18 protein-coding genes and 1 pseudogene are annotated in these 18,771 nt (G+C 65.7%); 15 read left to right on the forward strand and 4 right to left on the reverse strand.

Annotated features, from left to right (window positions below; genetic code table 11):
* Positions 1 to 23 precede the first annotated feature (23 nt).
* From AC1Q6V_RS33310 to purT, 4 genes are all read left to right on the forward strand, one after another.
* Complete coding sequence (locus tag AC1Q6V_RS33310) at positions 24 to 788, forward strand: crotonase/enoyl-CoA hydratase family protein (protein WP_011615376.1); 765 nt, start codon at positions 24 to 26, stop codon at positions 786 to 788.
* Positions 789 to 906: 118 nt separating this feature from the next.
* Positions 907 to 1,899 (forward strand): Bug family tripartite tricarboxylate transporter substrate binding protein, encoded by a 993-nt coding sequence (locus AC1Q6V_RS33315; RefSeq protein ID WP_011615377.1) that lies wholly within the window; start codon positions 907 to 909, stop codon positions 1,897 to 1,899.
* Positions 1,900 to 2,080: 181 nt separating this feature from the next.
* A complete protein-coding gene (locus tag AC1Q6V_RS33320; RefSeq protein ID WP_010812093.1) occupies positions 2,081 to 3,325 on the forward strand; it encodes an MFS transporter in 1,245 nt (414 codons plus the stop codon).
* Positions 3,326 to 3,587: 262 nt separating this feature from the next.
* Positions 3,588 to 4,793, forward strand: coding sequence for a formate-dependent phosphoribosylglycinamide formyltransferase (gene purT, locus AC1Q6V_RS33325; protein ID WP_010812094.1), 1,206 nt, complete (start codon positions 3,588 to 3,590; stop codon positions 4,791 to 4,793).
* Positions 4,794 to 4,807: 14 nt separating this feature from the next.
* Here the strand turns inward: purT and AC1Q6V_RS33330 are convergent, their stop codons facing one another.
* Positions 4,808 to 6,139, reverse strand: coding sequence for a mechanosensitive ion channel family protein (locus AC1Q6V_RS33330; protein WP_010812095.1), 1,332 nt, complete (start codon positions 6,137 to 6,139; stop codon positions 4,808 to 4,810).
* A 152-nt stretch (positions 6,140 to 6,291) separates the two neighbouring features.
* Between AC1Q6V_RS33330 and AC1Q6V_RS33335 the strand changes: the two genes are divergently transcribed.
* The 6 genes and pseudogenes from AC1Q6V_RS33335 to AC1Q6V_RS33360 all read left to right on the forward strand — a co-directional run.
* Positions 6,292 to 6,528 carry a hypothetical protein gene (locus AC1Q6V_RS33335; protein ID WP_439671755.1) on the forward strand — a complete coding sequence of 79 codons (237 nt, stop codon included), beginning with the start codon at positions 6,292 to 6,294 and terminating at the stop codon, positions 6,526 to 6,528.
* A gap of 173 nt (positions 6,529 to 6,701) precedes the next feature.
* Positions 6,702 to 7,574: a LysR family transcriptional regulator gene (locus tag AC1Q6V_RS33340; protein ID WP_058698774.1), complete on the forward strand. Its 873-nt coding sequence runs from the start codon at positions 6,702 to 6,704 to the stop codon at positions 7,572 to 7,574.
* A 199-nt stretch (positions 7,575 to 7,773) separates the two neighbouring features.
* Complete coding sequence (locus AC1Q6V_RS33345; protein WP_010812098.1) at positions 7,774 to 8,526, forward strand: aldolase; 753 nt, start codon at positions 7,774 to 7,776, stop codon at positions 8,524 to 8,526.
* A 355-nt stretch (positions 8,527 to 8,881) separates the two neighbouring features.
* The gene (locus AC1Q6V_RS33350) at positions 8,882 to 10,189 is read left to right on the forward strand and encodes an MFS transporter (RefSeq protein ID WP_011615383.1); all 1,308 of its coding nucleotides are present in this window, start codon (positions 8,882 to 8,884) and stop codon (positions 10,187 to 10,189) included.
* Positions 10,186 to 10,785, forward strand: coding sequence for a 2-hydroxychromene-2-carboxylate isomerase (locus AC1Q6V_RS33355; RefSeq protein WP_011615384.1), 600 nt, complete (start codon positions 10,186 to 10,188; stop codon positions 10,783 to 10,785). The genes AC1Q6V_RS33350 and AC1Q6V_RS33355 overlap by 4 nt, the downstream gene beginning before the upstream one ends.
* 154 nt (positions 10,786 to 10,939) lie before the next feature.
* Positions 10,940 to 11,065: pseudogene (locus AC1Q6V_RS33360) on the forward strand (acyl-CoA dehydrogenase family protein); the annotation flags it as partial.
* 24 nt (positions 11,066 to 11,089) lie between these two features.
* Here AC1Q6V_RS33360 and AC1Q6V_RS33365 read toward each other — a convergent pair.
* A complete protein-coding gene (locus AC1Q6V_RS33365) occupies positions 11,090 to 11,407 on the reverse strand; it encodes a DMT family transporter (protein WP_010812101.1) in 318 nt (105 codons plus the stop codon).
* Positions 11,408 to 11,524: 117 nt separating this feature from the next.
* On the opposite strand from AC1Q6V_RS33365, the gene AC1Q6V_RS33370 reads away from it, so the two are divergent.
* Positions 11,525 to 12,433, forward strand: a complete 909-nt coding sequence (locus tag AC1Q6V_RS33370) for a LysR family transcriptional regulator (RefSeq protein WP_010812102.1) — start codon at positions 11,525 to 11,527, stop codon at positions 12,431 to 12,433.
* A gap of 16 nt (positions 12,434 to 12,449) precedes the next feature.
* Here the strand turns inward: AC1Q6V_RS33370 and AC1Q6V_RS33375 are convergent, their stop codons facing one another.
* On the reverse strand, positions 12,450 to 13,667 hold the full coding sequence (locus tag AC1Q6V_RS33375; protein ID WP_037024475.1) for an HD-GYP domain-containing protein: 1,218 nt from the start codon (positions 13,665 to 13,667) through the stop codon (positions 12,450 to 12,452).
* 223 nt (positions 13,668 to 13,890) lie between these two features.
* On the opposite strand from AC1Q6V_RS33375, the gene AC1Q6V_RS33380 reads away from it, so the two are divergent.
* Together AC1Q6V_RS33380 and AC1Q6V_RS33385 are read left to right on the forward strand one after the other, a co-directional pair.
* Positions 13,891 to 14,184 (forward strand): putative quinol monooxygenase, encoded by a 294-nt coding sequence (locus AC1Q6V_RS33380; protein ID WP_010812104.1) that lies wholly within the window; start codon positions 13,891 to 13,893, stop codon positions 14,182 to 14,184.
* Positions 14,185 to 14,299: 115 nt separating this feature from the next.
* The gene (locus AC1Q6V_RS33385) at positions 14,300 to 15,301 is read left to right on the forward strand and encodes a cysteine synthase A (RefSeq protein ID WP_010812105.1); all 1,002 of its coding nucleotides are present in this window, start codon (positions 14,300 to 14,302) and stop codon (positions 15,299 to 15,301) included.
* A 13-nt stretch (positions 15,302 to 15,314) separates the two neighbouring features.
* On the opposite strand, the gene prpR is transcribed toward AC1Q6V_RS33385, so the two are convergent.
* Positions 15,315 to 17,285 carry a propionate catabolism operon regulatory protein PrpR gene (prpR, locus tag AC1Q6V_RS33390; RefSeq protein WP_454750681.1) on the reverse strand — a complete coding sequence of 657 codons (1,971 nt, stop codon included), beginning with the start codon at positions 17,283 to 17,285 and terminating at the stop codon, positions 15,315 to 15,317.
* A 281-nt stretch (positions 17,286 to 17,566) separates the two neighbouring features.
* On the opposite strand from prpR, the gene prpB reads away from it, so the two are divergent.
* Both prpB and AC1Q6V_RS33400 read left to right on the forward strand, forming a co-directional pair.
* The gene (prpB, locus tag AC1Q6V_RS33395) at positions 17,567 to 18,475 is read left to right on the forward strand and encodes a methylisocitrate lyase (RefSeq protein WP_010812107.1); all 909 of its coding nucleotides are present in this window, start codon (positions 17,567 to 17,569) and stop codon (positions 18,473 to 18,475) included.
* A gap of 87 nt (positions 18,476 to 18,562) precedes the next feature.
* Positions 18,563 to 18,771, forward strand: a 209-nt coding sequence (locus AC1Q6V_RS33400; protein ID WP_492316563.1) for a citrate/2-methylcitrate synthase, incomplete at its 3' end; no start/stop codon positions are given.

Here is an 18,771-nt window from a genome sequence, read left to right on the forward strand (position 1 = left end):
CGACTTCTGACAAGGAATCCCGCATGAGCGACACGCTGCAACTGGAAACCCGCGGCAATACGCTGCTGATCACCATGAACCGGCCCCAGGCGAAAAACGCCATGGACTTCGAGACCGCGACCGCGCTGGCCGCCGCCATCGACCAGCTGGAAAGCCGCGACGACCTGAGCGTGGCCATCCTGACCGGCGCGGGCGGCACCTTCTGCTCGGGCATGGACCTGAAGGGCTTCCTGGAAGGCAAGCGTCCCAGCCTGCCTGGCCGCGGCTTTGGCGGGCTGACCGAGAAGCCGCCGCGCAAGGTGCTGATCGCCGCCGTCGAAGGCTATGCGCTGGCCGGCGGCTTCGAGCTGGCGCTGGCGTGCGACCTGATCGTGTCGTCGAACGCGGCCAGGTTCGGCCTGCCTGAAGTCAAGCGCGGGCTGGTGGCCGGCGCCGGCGGCCTGATGCGCCTGCCGCGCCGCGTGCCGTACCACATCGCCATGGAATACGCGCTGACCGGCAATATGCTGGGCGCCGAACAGGCCCACGCCTATGGCCTGATCAACCGCCTGACCGAACCAGGCCAGGCGCTGGCAGGCGCGCTGGCGCTGGCCGAAGAGATCGGCGCCAACGGCCCGCTGGCGGTTGCGGTCAGCAAGCAGATCGTGGCCGAGTCCGCCGACTGGAGCGCCGAGGAGATGTTCGAGCGCCAGCGCCCGCTGCTGGCGCCGGTGTTCACCTCGGCCGATGCCCGCGAGGGTGCCGCCGCATTCGCCGAGAAGCGCAGGCCGGTGTGGACGGGCAAGTGATGGCCCACGCCAGACCGAGGGCATCGATGTCATCCGCCCTGGGCTAGAGAACGGCCGGCCGCAAGCCGGCCGTTCGCACATGCCAAGCAGCACACAGACCAGAACATGGAGGAGACCCATGAAACACAAGCTGCCAGAATCGCTGTTCAACACGTCCGCGGCCCTGCTGCTGGCGACCGCCGCCGCCACGCTGCCGCTGCCCGCCAGCGCCGCGTCCTGGCCTGAGCGCCCCATCACCATCATCGTGCCCGGCGCGCCGGGCGGCACCACCGACATCCCGACGCGCCTGGTGGCGCAGAAGCTGTCGGCCATCCTGGGCCAGCCGGTGGTGGTCGACAACAAGCCCGGCAGCGGCGGCATCATCGGCACGCAGGCCTTCATGCGCGCGGCGCCGGACGGCTACACGCTGCTGGTCGGCAATACCGGCTCGCACGCAATCAACTACAGCGCCTACAAGCAGTTGTCCTACCAGCCACAGGACTTCATGCCGCTGACGGACCTGATCTCGTTCGCCAACGTGCTGGTGGTCGGCGCGCAGGCGCCGGTGCGCAGCGTGTCCGAGCTGGTGGCGCAGCTCAAGCAGTCCCCGGGGAAGTATTCCTACGCCTCGGCCGGCATCGGGCAGACCACGCACCTGACGGCGGAACTGTTCCGGCTGCGCACTGGCACCGAAGTAATTCACGTGCCATACAAGGGGTCGACACCCGCCACCACCTCGGTGCTGGCGGGCGAAACCACCTTCATGTTCGACAACCTGACGCAGGCGCTGCCGCAGATCCGCGCCGGCAAGCTGCGCGCGCTTGCGGTGACCAGCGCCGAACGCCTGCCGGCACTGCCGGACGTGCCGACGATGGCGCAGGCCGGCGTGAAGGATTTCGTGGTGATGGGCTGGCTGGGCTTCTTTGCGCCGGCCAGGACCCCGCCGGCCATTGCCGCCACGCTGCAGGAAGCGCTGGGCAAGGCCATGCGCGACCCCGAGGTGGTGGCCAGGTTCCGCGACATGGGCGGTATCCCTGGCGGCGAACCGCAGCCGAAGTTCGCCGCGCTGGTCAGCGGCGACATCAAGCGCTGGGGCGAGACCATCCGGGCATCCAAGGTCAGTCTGGACTAGCGAGGTGTGGGGCCGCCTTTGGCAAAGCGGAAGGCGGACCCGCCCAAAGCCAAATTGACACGGTTGGGCCTGGCGCATACGCTCGCCCTACCCTGCGGTATATTCAGCGCACGCTTAAATGTAAAGACATGGAAAGCGCCCCGGGGCTCACAACGATAACGACAAGCGACGAGACCACACCGTGCCTACCCCCACCGCGCCTTCCCGCTACGAAGCCCTGCGCCCGGCCTTGCCGATCCTGATCGGCGCCTCCGTGATGCTCAGCCTGGCCATGGGCCTGCGCCAGAGCCTTGGCATCTTCATGCCGCCGCTGACGCGGGACATCGGCATCTCGGTATCGGATTTCACCATCGCCATCGCGGTACAGAACCTGGCGTGGGGCCTGCTGCAGCCGCTGGCCGGGGCCTGGGCCACGCGGATCGGCTTCCGGCCGCTGATGCTGGCCGGCTCGCTGCTCTATGTGACCGGACTGGTGCTGCTGGCGACCGCGCACAGCATGGTCGGCGTCACGCTGGGCGCGGGCGTGGCCATCGGCGCGTCGATGGCCTGCACCGGCAGCGCCCTGGCGATGGCGGTGGCGGCGCGGCCGGTGTCGGCGGCGCTGCGCAGCACGGTGCTGGGGCTGGTGTCTGGCGCGGGCTCGCTGGGCGCGCTGCTGGCGGCGCCGATCGGGCAGATGGTGACGCAGGCCTACGGCTGGCGCGCCGGGCTGGCAGCGTTCGTGCTGCTGGCGCTGGTGATGCTGCCCGCGGCGTGGTTTGCCGGGCGCGTGGACCGGCTGCCGCTGGTGTCGCCCGCAGGGCGCGGCCAGGACAGCGCGCGTGAAGCGCTGGGCACCGCGCTGCGGCACGCGCCGTTCGTGGTGATGGCGCTGGCGTATTTCGTCTGCGGCATGCAGCTGGTCTTCCTGACCACGCACCTGCCGTCGTATCTGGACGTGTGCGGCATGGACCCGATGCTGAGCGCGCAGGCGCTGGGCGTGATCGGCGGCTTCAACGTGCTGGGCAGCATCTTCTTCGGCTGGGCCGGCGGCCGCTTCAACAAGCTGATGCTGCTGGGCGGCATCTATACGATTCGCTCGCTGGCGCTGACCTGGTACTTCACGTCCGCGCCCACGCCGCAGAGCACGCTGGTGTTCGCCGCGGTAATGGGCTTCCTGTGGCTGGGCGTGGCGCCGCTGGTATCGGGCTGGATCGCCGAGACCTTCGGCCTGCGCTGGCAGGCCATGCTGGGCGGCGTGGCGTTCTTCAGCCACCAGATCGGCAGCTTTTTCGGCGCCTTTGGCGGTGGGCTGGTCTACGACGCGCTGGGTTCCTACACCGTGGCGTGGCAGGTCGGCGTGACGCTGGGGCTGGCCGCGGGTCTGGCGCAAATTGCATTTGCCGTGGCCACGCGGCGGCGCCCGCCGCTGATGGCCACGTCCTGAAACACTGTGCCGGGCCGCCCCGAACGGGGGATGCGGAGCGCGCGCTTAGCACCTAGCATGAACACTGAGCGGTCCGGTCTTGGATCCTCAGGCCTTTTCAAGCCCGCCCCCGCGCGGGTTTTTTTATGGTTCGTCGCTGAATTGGGTGGCACGCGCGCCAGGCGCCCTTCCCTGGCCCATACCAATATGCGCGCTCGCCGGCGCCAAAGACAGTCCCCTAACACGTACAATCTCGGCTTTCCTTCCCGCCCCATCCGCTGCCATGACCACACTCGGAACGCCTCTCTCCCCCTCTGCCACCAAAGTGATGCTGCTCGGCTCCGGCGAGCTGGGCAAGGAAGTGCTGATTGCATTGCAGCGCCTGGGCGTGGAAACCATCGCCGTCGACCGCTATGACAATGCCCCCGGCCAGCAGGTAGCCCACCACGCGCGCACCATCGCCATGAGCGACCCGGACCAGCTCAAGGCGCTGATCGAGGCGGAAAAGCCGCACCTGGTCGTGCCCGAGATCGAGGCCATCGCCACGCCCATGCTGGAAACCCTGGAAGCCGCCGGCACCGTGCGTGTGATCCCCACCGCCCGCGCCGCGCGCCTGACCATGGACCGCGAAGGCATCCGCCGCCTGGCCGCCGAATCGCTCGGCCTGCCCACCAGCCCGTACAAGTTCTGCGATTCGCTGGATGAACTGCAGGCTGCCATCGACGGCGGCATCGGCTACCCGTGCGTGGTCAAGCCGGTGATGAGCAGCTCCGGCAAGGGCCAGAGCAAGATCGACGGCCCCGAGGGCGTCAAGGCGGCCTGGGACTACGCCATGGCCGGCGGCCGCGTCAGCCACGGCCGCGTGATCGTGGAAGGCTTTATCGATTTCGACTACGAGATCACGCTGCTGACCGTGCGCGCCATGGGCGCCAGCGGCCAGGTGGAAACGCAGTTCTGCGCTCCGATCGGCCACGTCCAGGTCAGCGGCGACTACGTCGAAAGCTGGCAGCCGCAGCCAATGCACCCCGCCGCGCTGGAAACCGCCCAGCGCATCGCGCAGGCGGTCACGGCAGACCTGGGCGGCATGGGCCTGTTCGGCGTGGAGCTGTTCGTCAAGGGCGAGCAGGTCTGGTTCAGCGAAGTCAGCCCGCGCCCGCACGACACCGGCATGGTCACCATGGCCACGCAATGGCAGAACGAGTTCGAGCTGCATGCCCGCGCCATCCTGGGCCTGCCGGTCGACACCACGCTGCGCAGCCCCGGCGCCAGCGCCGTGATCTACGGCGGCGTGGATGCCCAGGGGGTGGTCTTCGATGGCGTGGACCAGGCACTGAGCGTGCCGCAGACCGAGGTGCGCCTGTTCGGCAAGCCCGAGAGCTTCGTCAAGCGCCGCATGGGCGTGGCGCTGGCGTACGCCGACGATGTCGACACCGCCCGCACCCGCGCCAAGGAAGCCGCCAGCCGCGTGCGTCCGCGCGCGGTCGGCTGAGCGTCAGGCGCAGCTCAGATCGGATGGCTGCTCGCGGCGGCGCCGTGGGCAGGCGCATGATGGACGGCGGCCTGTGCCGCCGCCACCTGCGCCGCGGCCAGCACCGGCGAGATGCGCACGCCGGTCAGGTCCGCGCCTGAAGGCGCCTGGTACAGGCGCAGGCCCAGCTCGGGCAGGATCGCCAGCAGGTGGTCGAAGACATCGCCCTGGATGCGCTCATAGTCCATCCACGCGGTCAGCGCGGTAAAGCAATAGATCTCCACGGGGATGCCCTGCGAATCGGGCTCCATCATGCGCACGTTCAGCAGCAGATCGTGGTGGATCTCCGGGTGCGCCTTCAGGTAGGCAATGCCATAGGCGCGGAAGGTGCCGACATTGGTCAGCCGGCGCCGGTTGACCGGGTCATTGCCGGCGGCAATCAGCAGGCGGTTGGCCTCGTCGACCTCGGCCTGCTTCTCCTCCAGGTAGTCGTGCAGCAGCCGGAAGCGCATCAGCGCCTGCACTTCCCGGTCCTCCAGGAAGCGCACGCTGCCCGCATCCAGCCGCAACGTGCGCTTGATGCGCCGCGCGCCGGATTCGAACATCTGCCGGTAGTTGCGGTAGCTCTCGGAGAACAGCTTGTAGGTCGGCACCGTGGTCACGGTGTTGTCCCAGTTCTGCACCTTGACGGTATGCAGCGCGATGTCCTTGACGTAGCCGTCGGCATTGCACTGGGGCATCTCGATCCAGTCGCCGATGCGCAGCATGTCGTTGGAGGTCAGCTGAGTACTGGCCACCAGCGACAGCAGCGTGTCCTTGAACACCAGCAGCAGCACCGCCGACAGCGCGCCCAGGCCAGACAGCATCCACAGCGGCGAGCGGTTGATCAGGATCGACAGCACCAGCACCGAGCACACCAGCCCCAGCCCGAGGCGCCCCACCTGGATATAGCCCTTGATCGAGCGCGTCTGCGCCTGGCGGCTGCTGGCGTATACGTCCTGCCAGGCACTCAGCACGCCGCCAAGCATCAGGAAGAAGCAGATCCACAGGCCGGCATGGGCCAGGCGCTCGATGGCCAGCGCATAGCGGCCCATGTGCGGCACTTCGCCGATGCCGACGGTGATCACCCCGAACCCGACCGCATAGCCGAAGCGCCGATAGGCACGATATCGCGTCAGCGCCTTGCTCCAGGGCGCCTTGCCCCAGACCGTCAGCAAGCGATGGGCGATGCGCGACATCACGTGGCCGAACAGCCACTGCGCGACCACGGCGATCAGCACCAGCACCAGCAGGTACGAGGCAATCTGGGCCCACGGATGGGCTGGAATACGTTGCTGGAACAACTCCAGCAGGGCATCGAAACTCATAGGGGGGCGTCTGCAGCCGGGTGAATCGACCTGATAGTGTACAAAACGCGCCTGACACCCTGCTCGTTCCGCCTCTACCGGCACCGCGAATCGCCCCGCACACGGCGTGTCTCGCGGCCCCCCGTCAGCTTGCTCGGCTCGACGCAGTAGGCATGCATGCGCTGCTGCACGGCCGCAAGGCAGAGGCGTTCGCGCGCATGCCCTTGAAGCTGGCGATGGGCGAGCCGGGCCCGACCACTACCATCGGCGCAATGACGAAGATGCCGACTGGCACGAAGTCCTTGATCGGATCGAACGGCAAGGAATGGAACATGCCGGGATACATCGCCGTCGTCGACTATCAAACCGGGCATAGTACCAATACACATATGGTGCGGAACTTGCGTTAATGCCGGATGCCTGTTGAGCGATGGATCCAGCAAGATCTCCACAGCGGGATCCATTGACGCCCAAAGTCTGGTGGATGGCGGGCTCCGACCGGGAAAGCGCTGAAGCCACGTCGGTTCGAAATGGCGGAACGGTTGAACGTCATAACTAGCCGAAGAGGGACACCCCCAAAATTATGAAGGCTTTAGATGCTCAGATAAGGCTATTCCTGGCGATAGCGCAGGCCCGCTCCATTTCAGGCGCTGCAATGACGCTTGGTCTAACCCAATCCGGCTTAAGCCGTCAGCTGGCCCACCTCGAGGCAGCAGTAGGTCAAAAATTGTGCGAACGCCACGGGCGCGGGGTCGCCCTTACTGACGCAGGCCACAAACTGCAGGCTGCCGCCCAGACCGCATATGACGTTATCGACAATACGATTCTCCAGTTGTGCGAGGAGCAGGGAGTCAGCCAAGGCAACCTCCGAGTGGCTGTTATTCATACCCTCAGCTACTACTTCATGCCAGATGTTGTCTCCCGATTCATGAGCCAGCGCCCAAATGCCAACGTCTCGCTCATGGGGCGGAGTTCACCGGAAGTTGTAGAGCTGGTGGAGACGGGCAAAGCGGATATAGGCTTTGTTTACGACGTAGCGGTAGCCTCGGATGCCGTGGAAATCGTGCCGCTATTCGACGATGTCATGACGTTGATCGTCAGCCAAAATTCGCCCTTGGCCGCACTCGAAGGGGTCGACCTAGAGGCGCAAAGAGTACCGCTTGTCGCTTTTCCTGAGCACTATGCGCTAAGACGAATGCTGCACAGGAAGAGATTGGACACAAATGTCGTGGCGGAAGTGGACACGGTCGATGCGATGCTCAGGCTCGTCGCATCAACCGGCGGTCAGTGCGTTTTGCCAGACCGAGTACCGACGCAACTGCTCGAGAACTATGGGCTGTCACGAGTGCGCATAATAAACCCTCGTCTCAGTCGGCGCGTTGTCGCCATTACCAAGCGAGAAAGAGCTCAAACAGCGCTGATAAAACACATGCTGAAGATCGCTCAAACAGTCTGAGGTAGTACGCCCAGTCATAGGAAGTATGAGCGCTCCGCGCTATCTCAGCCCCTTCTGACTTCCCATAATCCAGTCGTACCGACATCCCACCGGCCAAGTCGGGATGGCGCCAAAGTGTGCTCCCCACGGGGGGCAGCAGAGGCGTTCTGGAGTCGCCGGGCCCAGTCTACGCCCGGCAACCAATACGACTGGAAACAAAATGGAACTTCGCTCTAAGGAATACTTCGACGAACGCGCAACGCAGGAGATGCGTGCCCATCTCAAGCCTCGCAAGCGCACGCTGCAGCAAACGCTGGCCTATGCTTGCCGCATCCTGGCCATGACCGGGCAGGAAGCTGGCTTGGCTGGCCAGATCAGTGCACGCTCGGAGCGCCCAGGCGCCTACTGGACCCTGCGCTTCGGTCTGGGTTTTGACGAAGCCACCGAAGCCGACTTTATAGAAGTCGACCAAGACCTGAATACCCTCAGCGGCACTGGGATGGCTAATCCGGCAACGCGGTTCCATCTGTGGGTTTATGCCGATCGCCCCAACACCCATAGCATCATTCATACGCATTCTCCGTATGTGTCGGCACTTGCCGCGGCCAAGCAACCGCTAATCGTCTCGCAAATGGACATGACGCCGTTTCACAACGATTGCGCGTTCCTTGCGGAATGGCCTGGCGTTCCCATCGCTGACCAGGAGGGCGTGATCATATCCGGCGCTCTGGGCAGCAACCGCTCGATCCTGCTGGCCAGCCACGGTCAGTTGAGCACCGGCTGTAGCGTGCAAGAAGCGACCTATCTTTCTGTCTACATGGAGCGCGCTGCCCGCATGCAGGTGCGCGCCCGCACCTTCGGGCCGCTTACCTCGCTACCCGACGATCTCGCCCGTGAAGCTCACGACTACCTGCTCAAGCCTTCGATCGTCAACGGTACTTTTGATTACTGGTGCCGTCAGACGGAGCGTTGAGTCGCACCACCTTCAGCCTTCGGTCCCAAAAGACGAGCCGACGACCTCCAGCATGATTTTGCCCCGTTAGCAAAGGTGGCAAGTGTTCCCATGGCCATCTTGGCCCGACTGGCACTACCAGCCAACCCGATTTTTTTCGGTAGCGAGCGGCTGGTCCTTCGGAAGCGGGACAGGGTCATACCGAGATTGGCACGCACAGATGCCGCTAGTCACCACCGGAGACGCAATGAATAACCCCGTAAGGCAAACATCGACCACCACCGGCGCAGTACATATCCCCCCAGCAAAGAAGCGTGCATTTGAGTGACCACGCTCGAGCACATCGCCCCCATCAAGCAAGTCACAGAGGCATTCTATGTATCCCGCCAATTCACAAGCAGGCATCGCCAGCGCAAATGCCGGGACGGCCAAGCAGCACACCGTCGCAGGCATTGCCAGCATGCTCGGCACGACTATCGAGTGGTACGACTTCTTCATTTACGGAACTGCCGCCGCGTTAATTTTCAACAAGATCTTCTTTCCCAGCTTCGATCCGATCAGCGGGACCCTCGCCGCGTTCGCGACCTACTCCGTCGGCTTCTTCGCCCGGCCCCTTGGAGGCATTGTCTTCGGCCACTTTGGTGACAAGGTTGGGCGAAAATCCATGCTGCTGATCACGTTGATGATGATGGGTATCCCGACCATCATCATCGGCCTCATTCCGACCTATGAGCAAATTGGTTACTGGGCCGCCGTGATCCTCGTATTGATGCGCCTTCTCCAGGGGCTCGCCGTCGGTGGCGAATGGGGCGGCGCCGTTCTCATGGCCGTGGAACATGCCCCCGAAGGTAAGAAAGGCTTCTTCGGTAGCCTTCCTCAAACCGGCGTCGCTCCTGGCCTTATCCTCTCATCGTTGGCAATGGCAAGCGTTGCGAGACTGCCTGAGGCGGATATGTTGAGTTGGGGCTGGCGCCTTCCGTTCCTGGCCAGTGTGTTGCTTCTGGCTGTCGGATGGTTCATCCGCATCCGCGTCGCCGAGTCCCCTGACTTTGAAAAGGTCAAGCAAAGAGGCCATGAGGTCGAGGTGCCGGTGGTCCATGTCGTCAAACACCACTGGTTGTCGTTGCTCAAGGTATCAGGCGCGCGGATGGCGGAAGTCACGTGGTTCTACACGGTCGCTACCTTTGCCCTGACCTACGGTACGGTAACACTTGGCTTACCCAAGACGATGATGCTGAATGCCGTGATCGCGGGTGCTGCCGTCGCACTGTTCACAATGCCTCTCACTGGCTTGCTCGGGGATAAGATCGGGCATAGGAAGATCTTTGTGGTCGGATCGGTCGGAATTTGCCTCTTCGGGTTCGCGTTTTTTAAGCTTCTTGGCTCGGGAAGCGTCGGCGCGGTATATCTCGCCATGGTGATCGCCATCGGCCTTATCTACGCCATGCTGTACGGCCCCGAAGGTAGCCTATTTTCTGTGCAATTTCCCCCGGAAGTTCGCTACAGTGGTATTTCCCTTGCCGTGCAAGTCTCGGGTGCTATCGGTGGCGGACTGGCCCCGCTGGTGGCGACCTGGCTGCTTAAGCTCGGCCAAGGTAGTCCGCTGTATCTCGCCGGCTACCTCACTGCCCTGGGGTGCTTGTCGATCTTCTGTGTATCTCGCATGAAGGCAACTGAGCAATGACCAAGGCAATTGACTATTACTTTTGGATCAATTCGGACTGGGCCTATCTCGGACACGGCCGTCTTGTGGAACTTGCCAAACGCCAAGGCGCCGCGATCAACTATATGCCTGTGGACCTGCCGTACGTTTACTCGCAGACGGGGGGCATTTTGCTTGGGCAGCGCTCTCAGGAAAGGCAGGCTTACCGGATCACCGAACTCGCCCGTTGGTGCAAGCGGCTAGGGATTCCGGTCAATCCGCAGCCTAGATACATGTGCCCAAACGGTGATCTCGCTTCGTGCATGGTCATTTCTGCGAAGCACGCGGGACTTTGCGAAGGCACCTTGGCCCAAGCGATTCTTCATGCCGAATGGTTGGAGGACCAGGACATCTCCTCACCAGAGACGCTGCAAACCATCGCCCGCTCGCTGGACTTGGATGGCGAGGCGCTTCTCTGCCAAGCCGCATCTCCAGTAATCAAAGCGGAGTACAGACAATACACCGACAACGCTATCTCAGCCGGTGTCTTCGGCTCGCCTGCATACGTCTACCGTGGAGAAGTGTTCTGGGGCCAGGATCGCCTCGATTTCCTTGAGGACACCCTGGCCTGCACCTAAGAATGGGGCGGCTTAAGTGCAAGGCAGACGATTGGCTCCAGGCTGGGTGATCTGCCGCACGAACAGCTTTTCTTAGCGGTCGCGCAACTGGATCATGTCGTTAGGCGGGCCCGCTGCTCTTCGTTGACGCGCCCCATCAGCTGGGGCTTCCAGGCTGGAAAGCCTCTATCGTGAGATCCGCGCCTTGCGCATCTGCGAAGGCGCCACCGAAGTGCAGCAGCTGATCATCGCCCGCGAGGTGCTCAGGCCGGGCGCCAGCCTTGGGGCACAACACGCCTGAGCGCGGCACGGCCAGGGCCGGGGCTCAGGCCGGCAGCAGCTTCAAGCCGCCAATCCCGACGAAGATCAGCCCGATCAACACCAGCCGCATCGGCGCCGCGCTTTCGCCCAGGAACAGGATGCCAACCACCGTCACCCCGATCGCCCCGATCCCGGTCCAGATTGCGTACGCAGTCCCGACCGGCAGGTGCCGCAGCGCCGCGCTGAGCAGGAAGATGCTGGCCAGCGCCGCCCCGATGCCCAGTGCCGTCGGCCCGGGCCGCGTCCAGCCGTCGGTATGTTTGAGCGCCAGCGCCATCACGATCTCGATCAGGCCCGCCAGCACCAGCAGCATCCACGCCATTGCCATGTCTTTCGTCCAGGTCTGCGGCCCGACACCCATTGCCGGGCACGCCACGCCACTGTAGGCTGTGCAGATCAGCACGAGAACTGGCGAATTCCGCAAAGGGGCTATGCAAACATGCAGGAAGCAGACTGGGACGACCTGAAGTATTTCCTTGCCGTGGGCCAGTCCGGCTCGCTCGCCGGCGCCGCGCGCGCCCTGCATGTCAACCATTCCACGGTGCTGCGCCGGCTGGCGCGGCTGGAAGAGACCCTGGGCACCCTGCTCTTCGAACGCCATGCCACCGGCTACGCCATGACCGCCGCCGGCGAGGCCCTGGCGCACCGCCTGGCCGGCGTCGGCGAGCAGATCGATGCGGCCCAGCGCCAGCTGTCCGGCCTCGACAGCCAGCTGAGCGGCCCGTTGCGCGTGACCACGACCGACACGCTGCTGGGTGGACTGCTGATGCCCCTGTTTGCGGAATTCAGGTCGATGCACCCGCGCATCCAGCTGCAGATCGTCGTCAACAACAGCTTCCTGAGCCTGAGCCGGCGCGAGGCCGATGTGGCGATCCGGCCGGCGAATGCGCCGCCGGAGTACCTGGTGGGCCGCCGTATCGGGCGGCTGCAGACGGCACCATACGCGGCGCGGCGCTACCTGCAGCAGCTCGGCCTGCCAACGGAAGCCGACCATCCGCGGCTGGCGGACTGGTCGGCCTATGACTGGGTCGTGCCGGACGAAGCGCTGTCACACCTTGCCCAGGCGCGCTGGATACGCGACCACGTGCCCGAACCCCGCCGCGCCGTCAGCGCCGACAGCCTGGTGGCGATGGCGGATGCCGTGCGGCACGGCATGGGCGCCGGCATGCTGCTGTGCCTGCTGGCCGGGGCCGACCCAGAGCTGGTGCGGCTGGCGCCAGTCGATGTAGCCATGGATACCGATTTATGGGTGCTGACGCATCCGGATCTCAGGCACAGCGCGCGCGTGCGGGTGCTGGGCGATTTCCTGTATGAGCGGCTCAGGCAAGGGGAATGGGTGGCGGGCTGAAGACTTGCCCCCCGGTTCATGCCGCCGCCGCATACATCTCCATCAGCTGCTCATCCGCATACCCCCAGTCAGCGGCATTCTCGAACGCCACCACCGTTTCGTCGCTGTGGCGCAGGTCGATCAGTTCGGTGGGAGTCGGCCTTGACTGCGACACGGAATAGAACGCCATCACCTTCGGCCGCAGCGGATCGGCCTCGTTCTGCGCGCAGACCACCGCCAGCCGGTTCGAACGCAGCCGCAGCACGGTGCCGAGCGGGTAGATGCCGACGGTGCGGGTGAAGGCCTTGAACACGCGCCGGTCGAACAGCGTGTCGACACGCACGGCCATGTATTCCATGGCGCGGGCCGGCGACCACGGCTGGTGGCCCGGGCGGCTGGAAGTGAGCGAGTCATAGGCATCGCAGATTGCGCCGATCTTGGCGTGCACGCTCAGTTCGCTCCCCGCCAGGCCGTAGGGGAAGCCGCGCCCGTCCACGCGTTCGTGATGGTGGACGCAGACATCGAGCGGGATGTTCGAATAGAGCCGGGCCTCGTTCAGGATGCGGTAGCCAGCCGAAGGGTGCCGGCGGTAGATCTCCTCTTCCTCGGGCGTGCGTTCGCTGGCCTTGTGCACCGGAGTATCGGGCAGCGTCAGCTTGCCGATGTCGTGGACCAGGCCGGCCAGGCCGAGCTCGCGCACCTCGTCGTCGGGCAGGCCCAGCGTGCGGCCGACGGCGATCATCAGCGCGCAGACGGCGAAGGCGTGCAGGTAGTTTTCGTCGCCACGCGCCTTGAGCCGCGCCAGCGCCAGCAACGCCTGCCCATGGCGCGACAGCGAGCGTGAGGCGGAATCGACCAGCAGCAGCGCGCCGTTGACCTCCAGCGCCCGGCCCATGCGGATGTCGGCGAACATCGAGCCGATCACGGCCTTGCCGGATTGCAGCAGCTCGCGCGCGCGGACAATCTCGGCATCAAGGGTGGCGGCGGGTGGCGGTGCGGTGGCCGGGTCCATGGGGTCGGGCGCGGACTGCGGGACCGGTCCGGGCATTTCCGGCGTGTCCGGCGCTGCTACGTTGCGGCCCTTCAGGATGTCGATCCAGACCTCCTGCACCCCTGCCGACTGTATCTGCCGAACCTGCTCCTCATTGGCGACCAGGAACCTGGCGCGCCAGAACGGATGGCTGATCCACGGGCCGCCAAGCCTGGCGACAAACATCCCGACCTGCAGTTGTTCCGACCGTATGCGTCTCAACATGCGCTACCCCCTCGGATGATGGTTTTCTTGTTTTCGATCCGGATATCGGCAGCCGCCGGCAGGACTTTAGCCCCCGTTGCGGGGAGAACCGTGCTGCCCGCCCTTGTCAAGCGCTGCCCGAATGCCCGGACGGCGTCCTCGGGCATTGCCGGGGGCGGTACCGCCGGCGCTACAATGGCCTGCCCAGTGCTCACAGACGCCAGCCAGTCGCCCCCGTTCACCCATGTCCGGAACGTACACGCTAGTCGGCATCGCCCGTGCCAAGACCCACCGCCGCGAGGCGCTGGTATCCCAGCTCACCACGCTGCGCTCGCGCGGGCTGACCGAGCCCGGCTGCCTGGACTACCACGTCGGGCAAGACGCCGAAGATGCGCGGGTATTCGTGATCTACATGGTCTGGGACTCCAAGCGCGCGCTCGAATCGCACCTGAACCGGCCCTATATGCGCGATTTCCACGCATCGCGCGCGGATTTCGTCGAAGGCGATTTCAGTTTCCGCTGGCTCAACGCCGCCTGATCCGCCCGGCCACGGGCAATCCCGATCACTTTCGGCCATCCCCCTGCTTGTCATTCCCGCCGCACCGATCTATCACTCAATGTGACGCCCGCAGCGGGCACGGCAGGAGTGCACCATGGAAGTCAGGGATGGATTTGCCGGCACCATCGGCCACACCCCGCTGATCCGGCTGGCCGGCCTGAGCGCCGAGACCGGCTGCGATATCTACGGCAAGGCGGAATTCCTCAATCCTGGCGGCTCGGTCAAGGACCGCGCGGCACTCTACATCATCCGTGATGCCGAACGGCGCGGCCTGCTGACGCCCGGCGGCACGGTCATCGAAGGCACCGCGGGCAATACCGGCATCGGCCTGGCCCACCTGTGCGCGGCGCGCGGCTACCGCTGCATCGTCGTGATACCCGATACGCAGTCGCCCGAGAAAATGGAGCGGCTGCGCATGCTCGGCGCCGAGGTCCGCGCGGTGCCCGCCAAGCCTTACGCCGATCCGGACAACTACCAGAAGATTGCCGGCCGGCTGGCCGACGAGACCGACAACGCGATCTGGGCCAACCAGTTCGACAACCTGGCCAACCGCCAGGCCCACTACGAGACCACCGGCCCCGAGATCTGGCACGCCACCGGCGGGCATATCGATGCCTTCACCTGCTCGACCGGCACCGGCGGCTCGCTGGCCGGCATCGCGCGCTGCCTGAAAGAGCACAAGCCCGGCGTGCGCATCGTGCTGGCCGACCCGCACGGCAGCGCTCTCTATAACTTCGTCAAACACCGCGAGCTCAAGGCCGAGGGCAGTTCGATCACCGAGGGCATCGGCACCAGCCGCGTCACCGCCAACCTGCAGGACACGCCCATCGACGATGCGGTGCGGATCGACGACCAGACCTGCGTGGACATGGTCTACCGCCTGCTGCGCGAGGAGGGCTTGTTCCTGGGCGGGTCGTCGGGAATCAACGTCGGCGCCGCGGTGGCGCTGGCGCGCGAGATGGGGCCGGGCCATACCATCGTCACGCTGCTCTGCGACCGCGGCGACCTGTACATGGCACGGCTGTTCAATGAAACCTGGCTGGAGGGCAAGGGGTTGCAGCCGATTCCGTTCCGGCGCGCCGGCCCAGCCGGGTAAATGCCAGCGCGGTTCACGCTGCCTTGAGCCGCCGCCACAGTGTGGTCGGGCTGATGCCAAGGATATGGCAGGCCGCGGCGCGGTCGCCGCCGCACTCGGCCAGCACGCGCCGGATATGCTCGACTTCGCTGGACTGCTTCACGCCGGCCAGTGAACGGCGCGGGCGTGTTGCCGGCGCGGCGGGCTCAGCGTCGGCCTCGGCCTCGGCCGGCGCCAGCATGCCATCGCCGAACAGCTCCGGCACGGCCGCCTGCAGCTCGCGCTGCAGCGCCTCGCTGTCCAGCCGGCGCCCGGCCACCAGCACGGCGATCCGTTCGGTCACGTTTTCCAGCTCGCGGATATTGCCCGGCCAGCGGTAGCGCGCCAGCCGCGCGCGGGCCGCGGCGGGCAGGCGCTGCGGCCGGTCCATGCCCAGGCGCTCCTGGGCGCGCCGGTACAGCAGCTCGGCCAGCTCCTGCAGGTCTTCGGAGCGGTCGCGCAGCGGCGGCATCTCGATGCGCAGGATATTGAGGCGGTAGTACAGGTCCTGCCGGAAGGAACCATCGCGCACCATCGCGGCCAGGTCGCGGTGGGTGGCGCCGATCACGCGCACGTTGACCGGCACCGCGTCGAGCCCGCCGATCGGCAGCACCTGCTTTTCCTGCAGCACGCGCAGCAGGCGCGTCTGCAGCGCGGACGGCATGTCGCCCACCTCGTCGAGGAACAGCGTGCCGTTGTGGGCCGACTCGAACAGGCCGGCCTTGCCGCCGCGGCGCGCGCCGGTGAAGGCGCCCTCTTCATAGCCGAACAGCTCGCTCTCCAGCAGCGCCTCGGGGAAGGCCGCGCAATTGACCGCCACGAACGGGAAGGCGCGGCGCGGGCTGGCGTCGTGCATGCCCTGCGCCAGCACCTCCTTGCCGGTGCCGCTCTCGCCGCCGATCAGCACGGTGGAATCCACCGCCGCATAGCGCCGCGCCAGCTCGCGCAGCTCGGTCATGGCCGCGGAGGTGCCGGCCAGGTCGTCCAGGCTGTAGCGCACCCCGGCTGGCCGCGTGCGCGCGCGCGAGCGCAGGTTGCGGTCCACGCGCTGGATCGCGCTGGCGTCCTGGATGGTCAGCACCGCGCCGGTGGTCCCGGCCTCGCCGATGATGGGGATGCGGTTGACCACCACCATCTTGTCGCCGAGCTTGTGGATCGCTTCCAGCTCCTTGTCGCCGCTCTGCATCACGCCTTCGAGCGCCAGGTTTGGCGCCAGCGTCTGCAGCTTGCGCCCGACCGCGGCAGCAACGGAAGTGCCGAGAAAACGCTCCATCGCCGGGTTGAACGACTGGATGCGCCCTTCGGCATCCACGGCCGCCACGCCCTCGTTCAGGTGCGCCAGGATGGTGTTGACGTAGTCGCGCCGGGTGGCCTCGATGCGGCGCAGGCGCGCAGCCTCGATCGCGTCTTCGAGCGCCATGCGCACCGAGTTGCCGGAGTACAGGAACACGCCGGTCAGGCCATAGCGGTCGGCCAGGTCGGTCACCAGGCCGGGGCCGACCACGACCTGGATGCCCTCCTGCTTGAGCGCCTTCACGCGCGCCACGGCATCGTCCTCGGTCAGGTAGGTATAGGCCGGGACCGACAGCGAGAACGCACGCACGAATTCATCCACCTCGGCATACGTCGACGCGTGCGTGACCAGCGCCACCCGCGGCGAGATGCGCCGCGCGGTGGCCAGCGCGCTCATCACGTCAAAGCCCGTGACCTTGACCAGCACCACCGGCACGTCCACGTGCTGGCGCAGGTAGGCGCCGTTGGAGCCGCCCGCCACCACCACGTCGAGCCGGCCCTCGCGCGCCTCGCGCGCCACGGCGCTGGCGGCGGCCTCGAAACCCTTGCCGACGATGCGGAATTCGGCCCGGTCGGCGTAGGCCGGAATCAGGTCGGCAAAGGCGCGTGCCAGGCGGCTGATGCCGATGGCCCAGATGCGCGGACGGGCTTGCGTGGAAACGGGAGGAGCCATGGTGCAATGCAGAAGGAATGCGTGATGAAACCCGGGACGAACAGGCGTACAGTGCTGGCACATTGTCCGCCACGCAGCCCGGGATTTCAACTTTGAATTCCAAACTTGGGATTTTGAAATTCAATTGTGCTGAAAAGATGACATGAAATCGGCGGCGAGGTCAGCCACCCTGCCCGCCAGCCCAGCGCTGACAAGGGCTGGCGGATTTTCCGAGATCCCGTCCAAGGGCTTGGCACACCCCTTGCAGTATTGGGCCCGTCCTGTTCACCAACGCATACGCCATGACCTACTCCGCTTCCGACCTCGCGCGCTCCGCTGGCGCCCGCTTCCGCCAGGCGCTTGCCGACGAGCATCCGCTGCAGGTAGTCGGCACCATCAATGCCAACCATGCCCTGCTGGCCAAGCGCGCCGGCTACCGGGCCATCTACCTGTCGGGCGGCGGCGTTGCGGCCGGCTCGCTGGGCCTGCCGGACCTGGGCATCTCGAACCTGGACGACGTGCTGACCGATATCCGCCGCATCACCGACGTGTGCGACACGCCGCTGCTGGTGGACGTCGACACCGGCTTCGGCGCCTCGGCCTTCAACGTGGCCCGCACCACCAAGTCGCTGATCAAGTTCGGCGCGGCGGCCATGCACATCGAAGACCAGGTCGGCGCCAAGCGCTGCGGCCACCGTCCCAACAAGGAAATCGTCACGCAGGGTGAAATGGTCGACCGCATCCGGGCCGCCGTCGACGCCCGCACCGACGAGAACTTCGTCATCATGGCCCGCACCGACGCGCTCGCCGTCGAAGGCCTGGACAAGGCCATCGAGCGCGCCGTCGCGTGCGCGGAAGCCGGCGCCGACGCCATCTTCCCGGAAGCCATGACCGACCTGGCCATGTACCGCAAGTTTGTCGATGCGGTGAAGGTGCCGGTGCTGGCCAATATCACCGAATTCGGCGCCACGCCGCTGTTCACCACCGAGGAACTCGGCGGCGCCGGCGTGTCGATGGTGCTGTACCCGCTGTCGGCCTTCCGCGCCATGAACAAGGCGGCGGAAAACGTCTACGCGGCCATCCGCCGCGACGGCACGCAGAAGAACGTGGTCGATACCATGCAGACCCGCGCCGAGCTCTACGAGAGCATCGGCTACCATGACTTCGAGCAGAAGCTTGACGCGCTCTTCGCACAAGGCAAGGGCAAGTAAGCAAGACTCACGCGCGGCCGGGCTTTGTCCCGGCCGCTTGCACGACAACAGACAGGCAATACCAGGCATCACATAAAGGAGACCCAGATGTCCGAAGCGCAACCGCTCGTCACTCCCAAGCCCAAGAAATCCGTCGCCCTGTCGGGCGTGACCGCCGGCAATACCGCGCTGTGCACCGTCGGCCGCACTGGCAACGACCTGCACTACCGCGGCTACGACATCCTCGACATCGCCGAGACCTGCGAGTTCGAGGAAATCGCCCACCTGCTGGTGCACGGCAAGCTGCCGACCAAATC

The organism is Cupriavidus sp. GW823-FHT07B10 (assembly GCF_058794355.1).

Excerpts from the sequence above, each read along its gene's own strand:
- AC1Q6V_RS33310 (WP_011615376.1), top strand. The coding sequence starts at position 24 with ATGAGCGACACGCTGCAACTGGAAACCCGCGGCAATACGCTGCTGATC.
- AC1Q6V_RS33315 (WP_011615377.1), top strand. The coding sequence starts at position 907 with ATGAAACACAAGCTGCCAGAATCGCTGTTCAACACGTCCGCGGCCCTG.
- purT (WP_010812094.1), top strand. The coding sequence starts at position 3,588 with ATGACCACACTCGGAACGCCTCTCTCCCCCTCTGCCACCAAAGTGATG.
- AC1Q6V_RS33330 (WP_010812095.1), bottom strand. The coding sequence starts at position 6,139 with ATGAGTTTCGATGCCCTGCTGGAGTTGTTCCAGCAACGTATTCCAGCC.
- AC1Q6V_RS33335 (WP_439671755.1), top strand. The coding sequence starts at position 6,292 with ATGCATGCGCTGCTGCACGGCCGCAAGGCAGAGGCGTTCGCGCGCATG.
- AC1Q6V_RS33340 (WP_058698774.1), top strand. The coding sequence starts at position 6,702 with ATGAAGGCTTTAGATGCTCAGATAAGGCTATTCCTGGCGATAGCGCAG.
- AC1Q6V_RS33345 (WP_010812098.1), top strand. The coding sequence starts at position 7,774 with ATGGAACTTCGCTCTAAGGAATACTTCGACGAACGCGCAACGCAGGAG.
- AC1Q6V_RS33350 (WP_011615383.1), top strand. The coding sequence starts at position 8,882 with ATGTATCCCGCCAATTCACAAGCAGGCATCGCCAGCGCAAATGCCGGG.
- AC1Q6V_RS33355 (WP_011615384.1), top strand. The coding sequence starts at position 10,186 with ATGACCAAGGCAATTGACTATTACTTTTGGATCAATTCGGACTGGGCC.
- AC1Q6V_RS33365 (WP_010812101.1), bottom strand. The coding sequence starts at position 11,407 with ATGGCGTGGATGCTGCTGGTGCTGGCGGGCCTGATCGAGATCGTGATG.
- AC1Q6V_RS33370 (WP_010812102.1), top strand. The coding sequence starts at position 11,525 with ATGCAGGAAGCAGACTGGGACGACCTGAAGTATTTCCTTGCCGTGGGC.
- AC1Q6V_RS33375 (WP_037024475.1), bottom strand. The coding sequence starts at position 13,667 with ATGTTGAGACGCATACGGTCGGAACAACTGCAGGTCGGGATGTTTGTC.
- AC1Q6V_RS33380 (WP_010812104.1), top strand. The coding sequence starts at position 13,891 with ATGTCCGGAACGTACACGCTAGTCGGCATCGCCCGTGCCAAGACCCAC.
- AC1Q6V_RS33385 (WP_010812105.1), top strand. The coding sequence starts at position 14,300 with ATGGAAGTCAGGGATGGATTTGCCGGCACCATCGGCCACACCCCGCTG.
- prpR (WP_454750681.1), bottom strand. The coding sequence starts at position 17,285 with ATGGCTCCTCCCGTTTCCACGCAAGCCCGTCCGCGCATCTGGGCCATC.
- prpB (WP_010812107.1), top strand. The coding sequence starts at position 17,567 with ATGACCTACTCCGCTTCCGACCTCGCGCGCTCCGCTGGCGCCCGCTTC.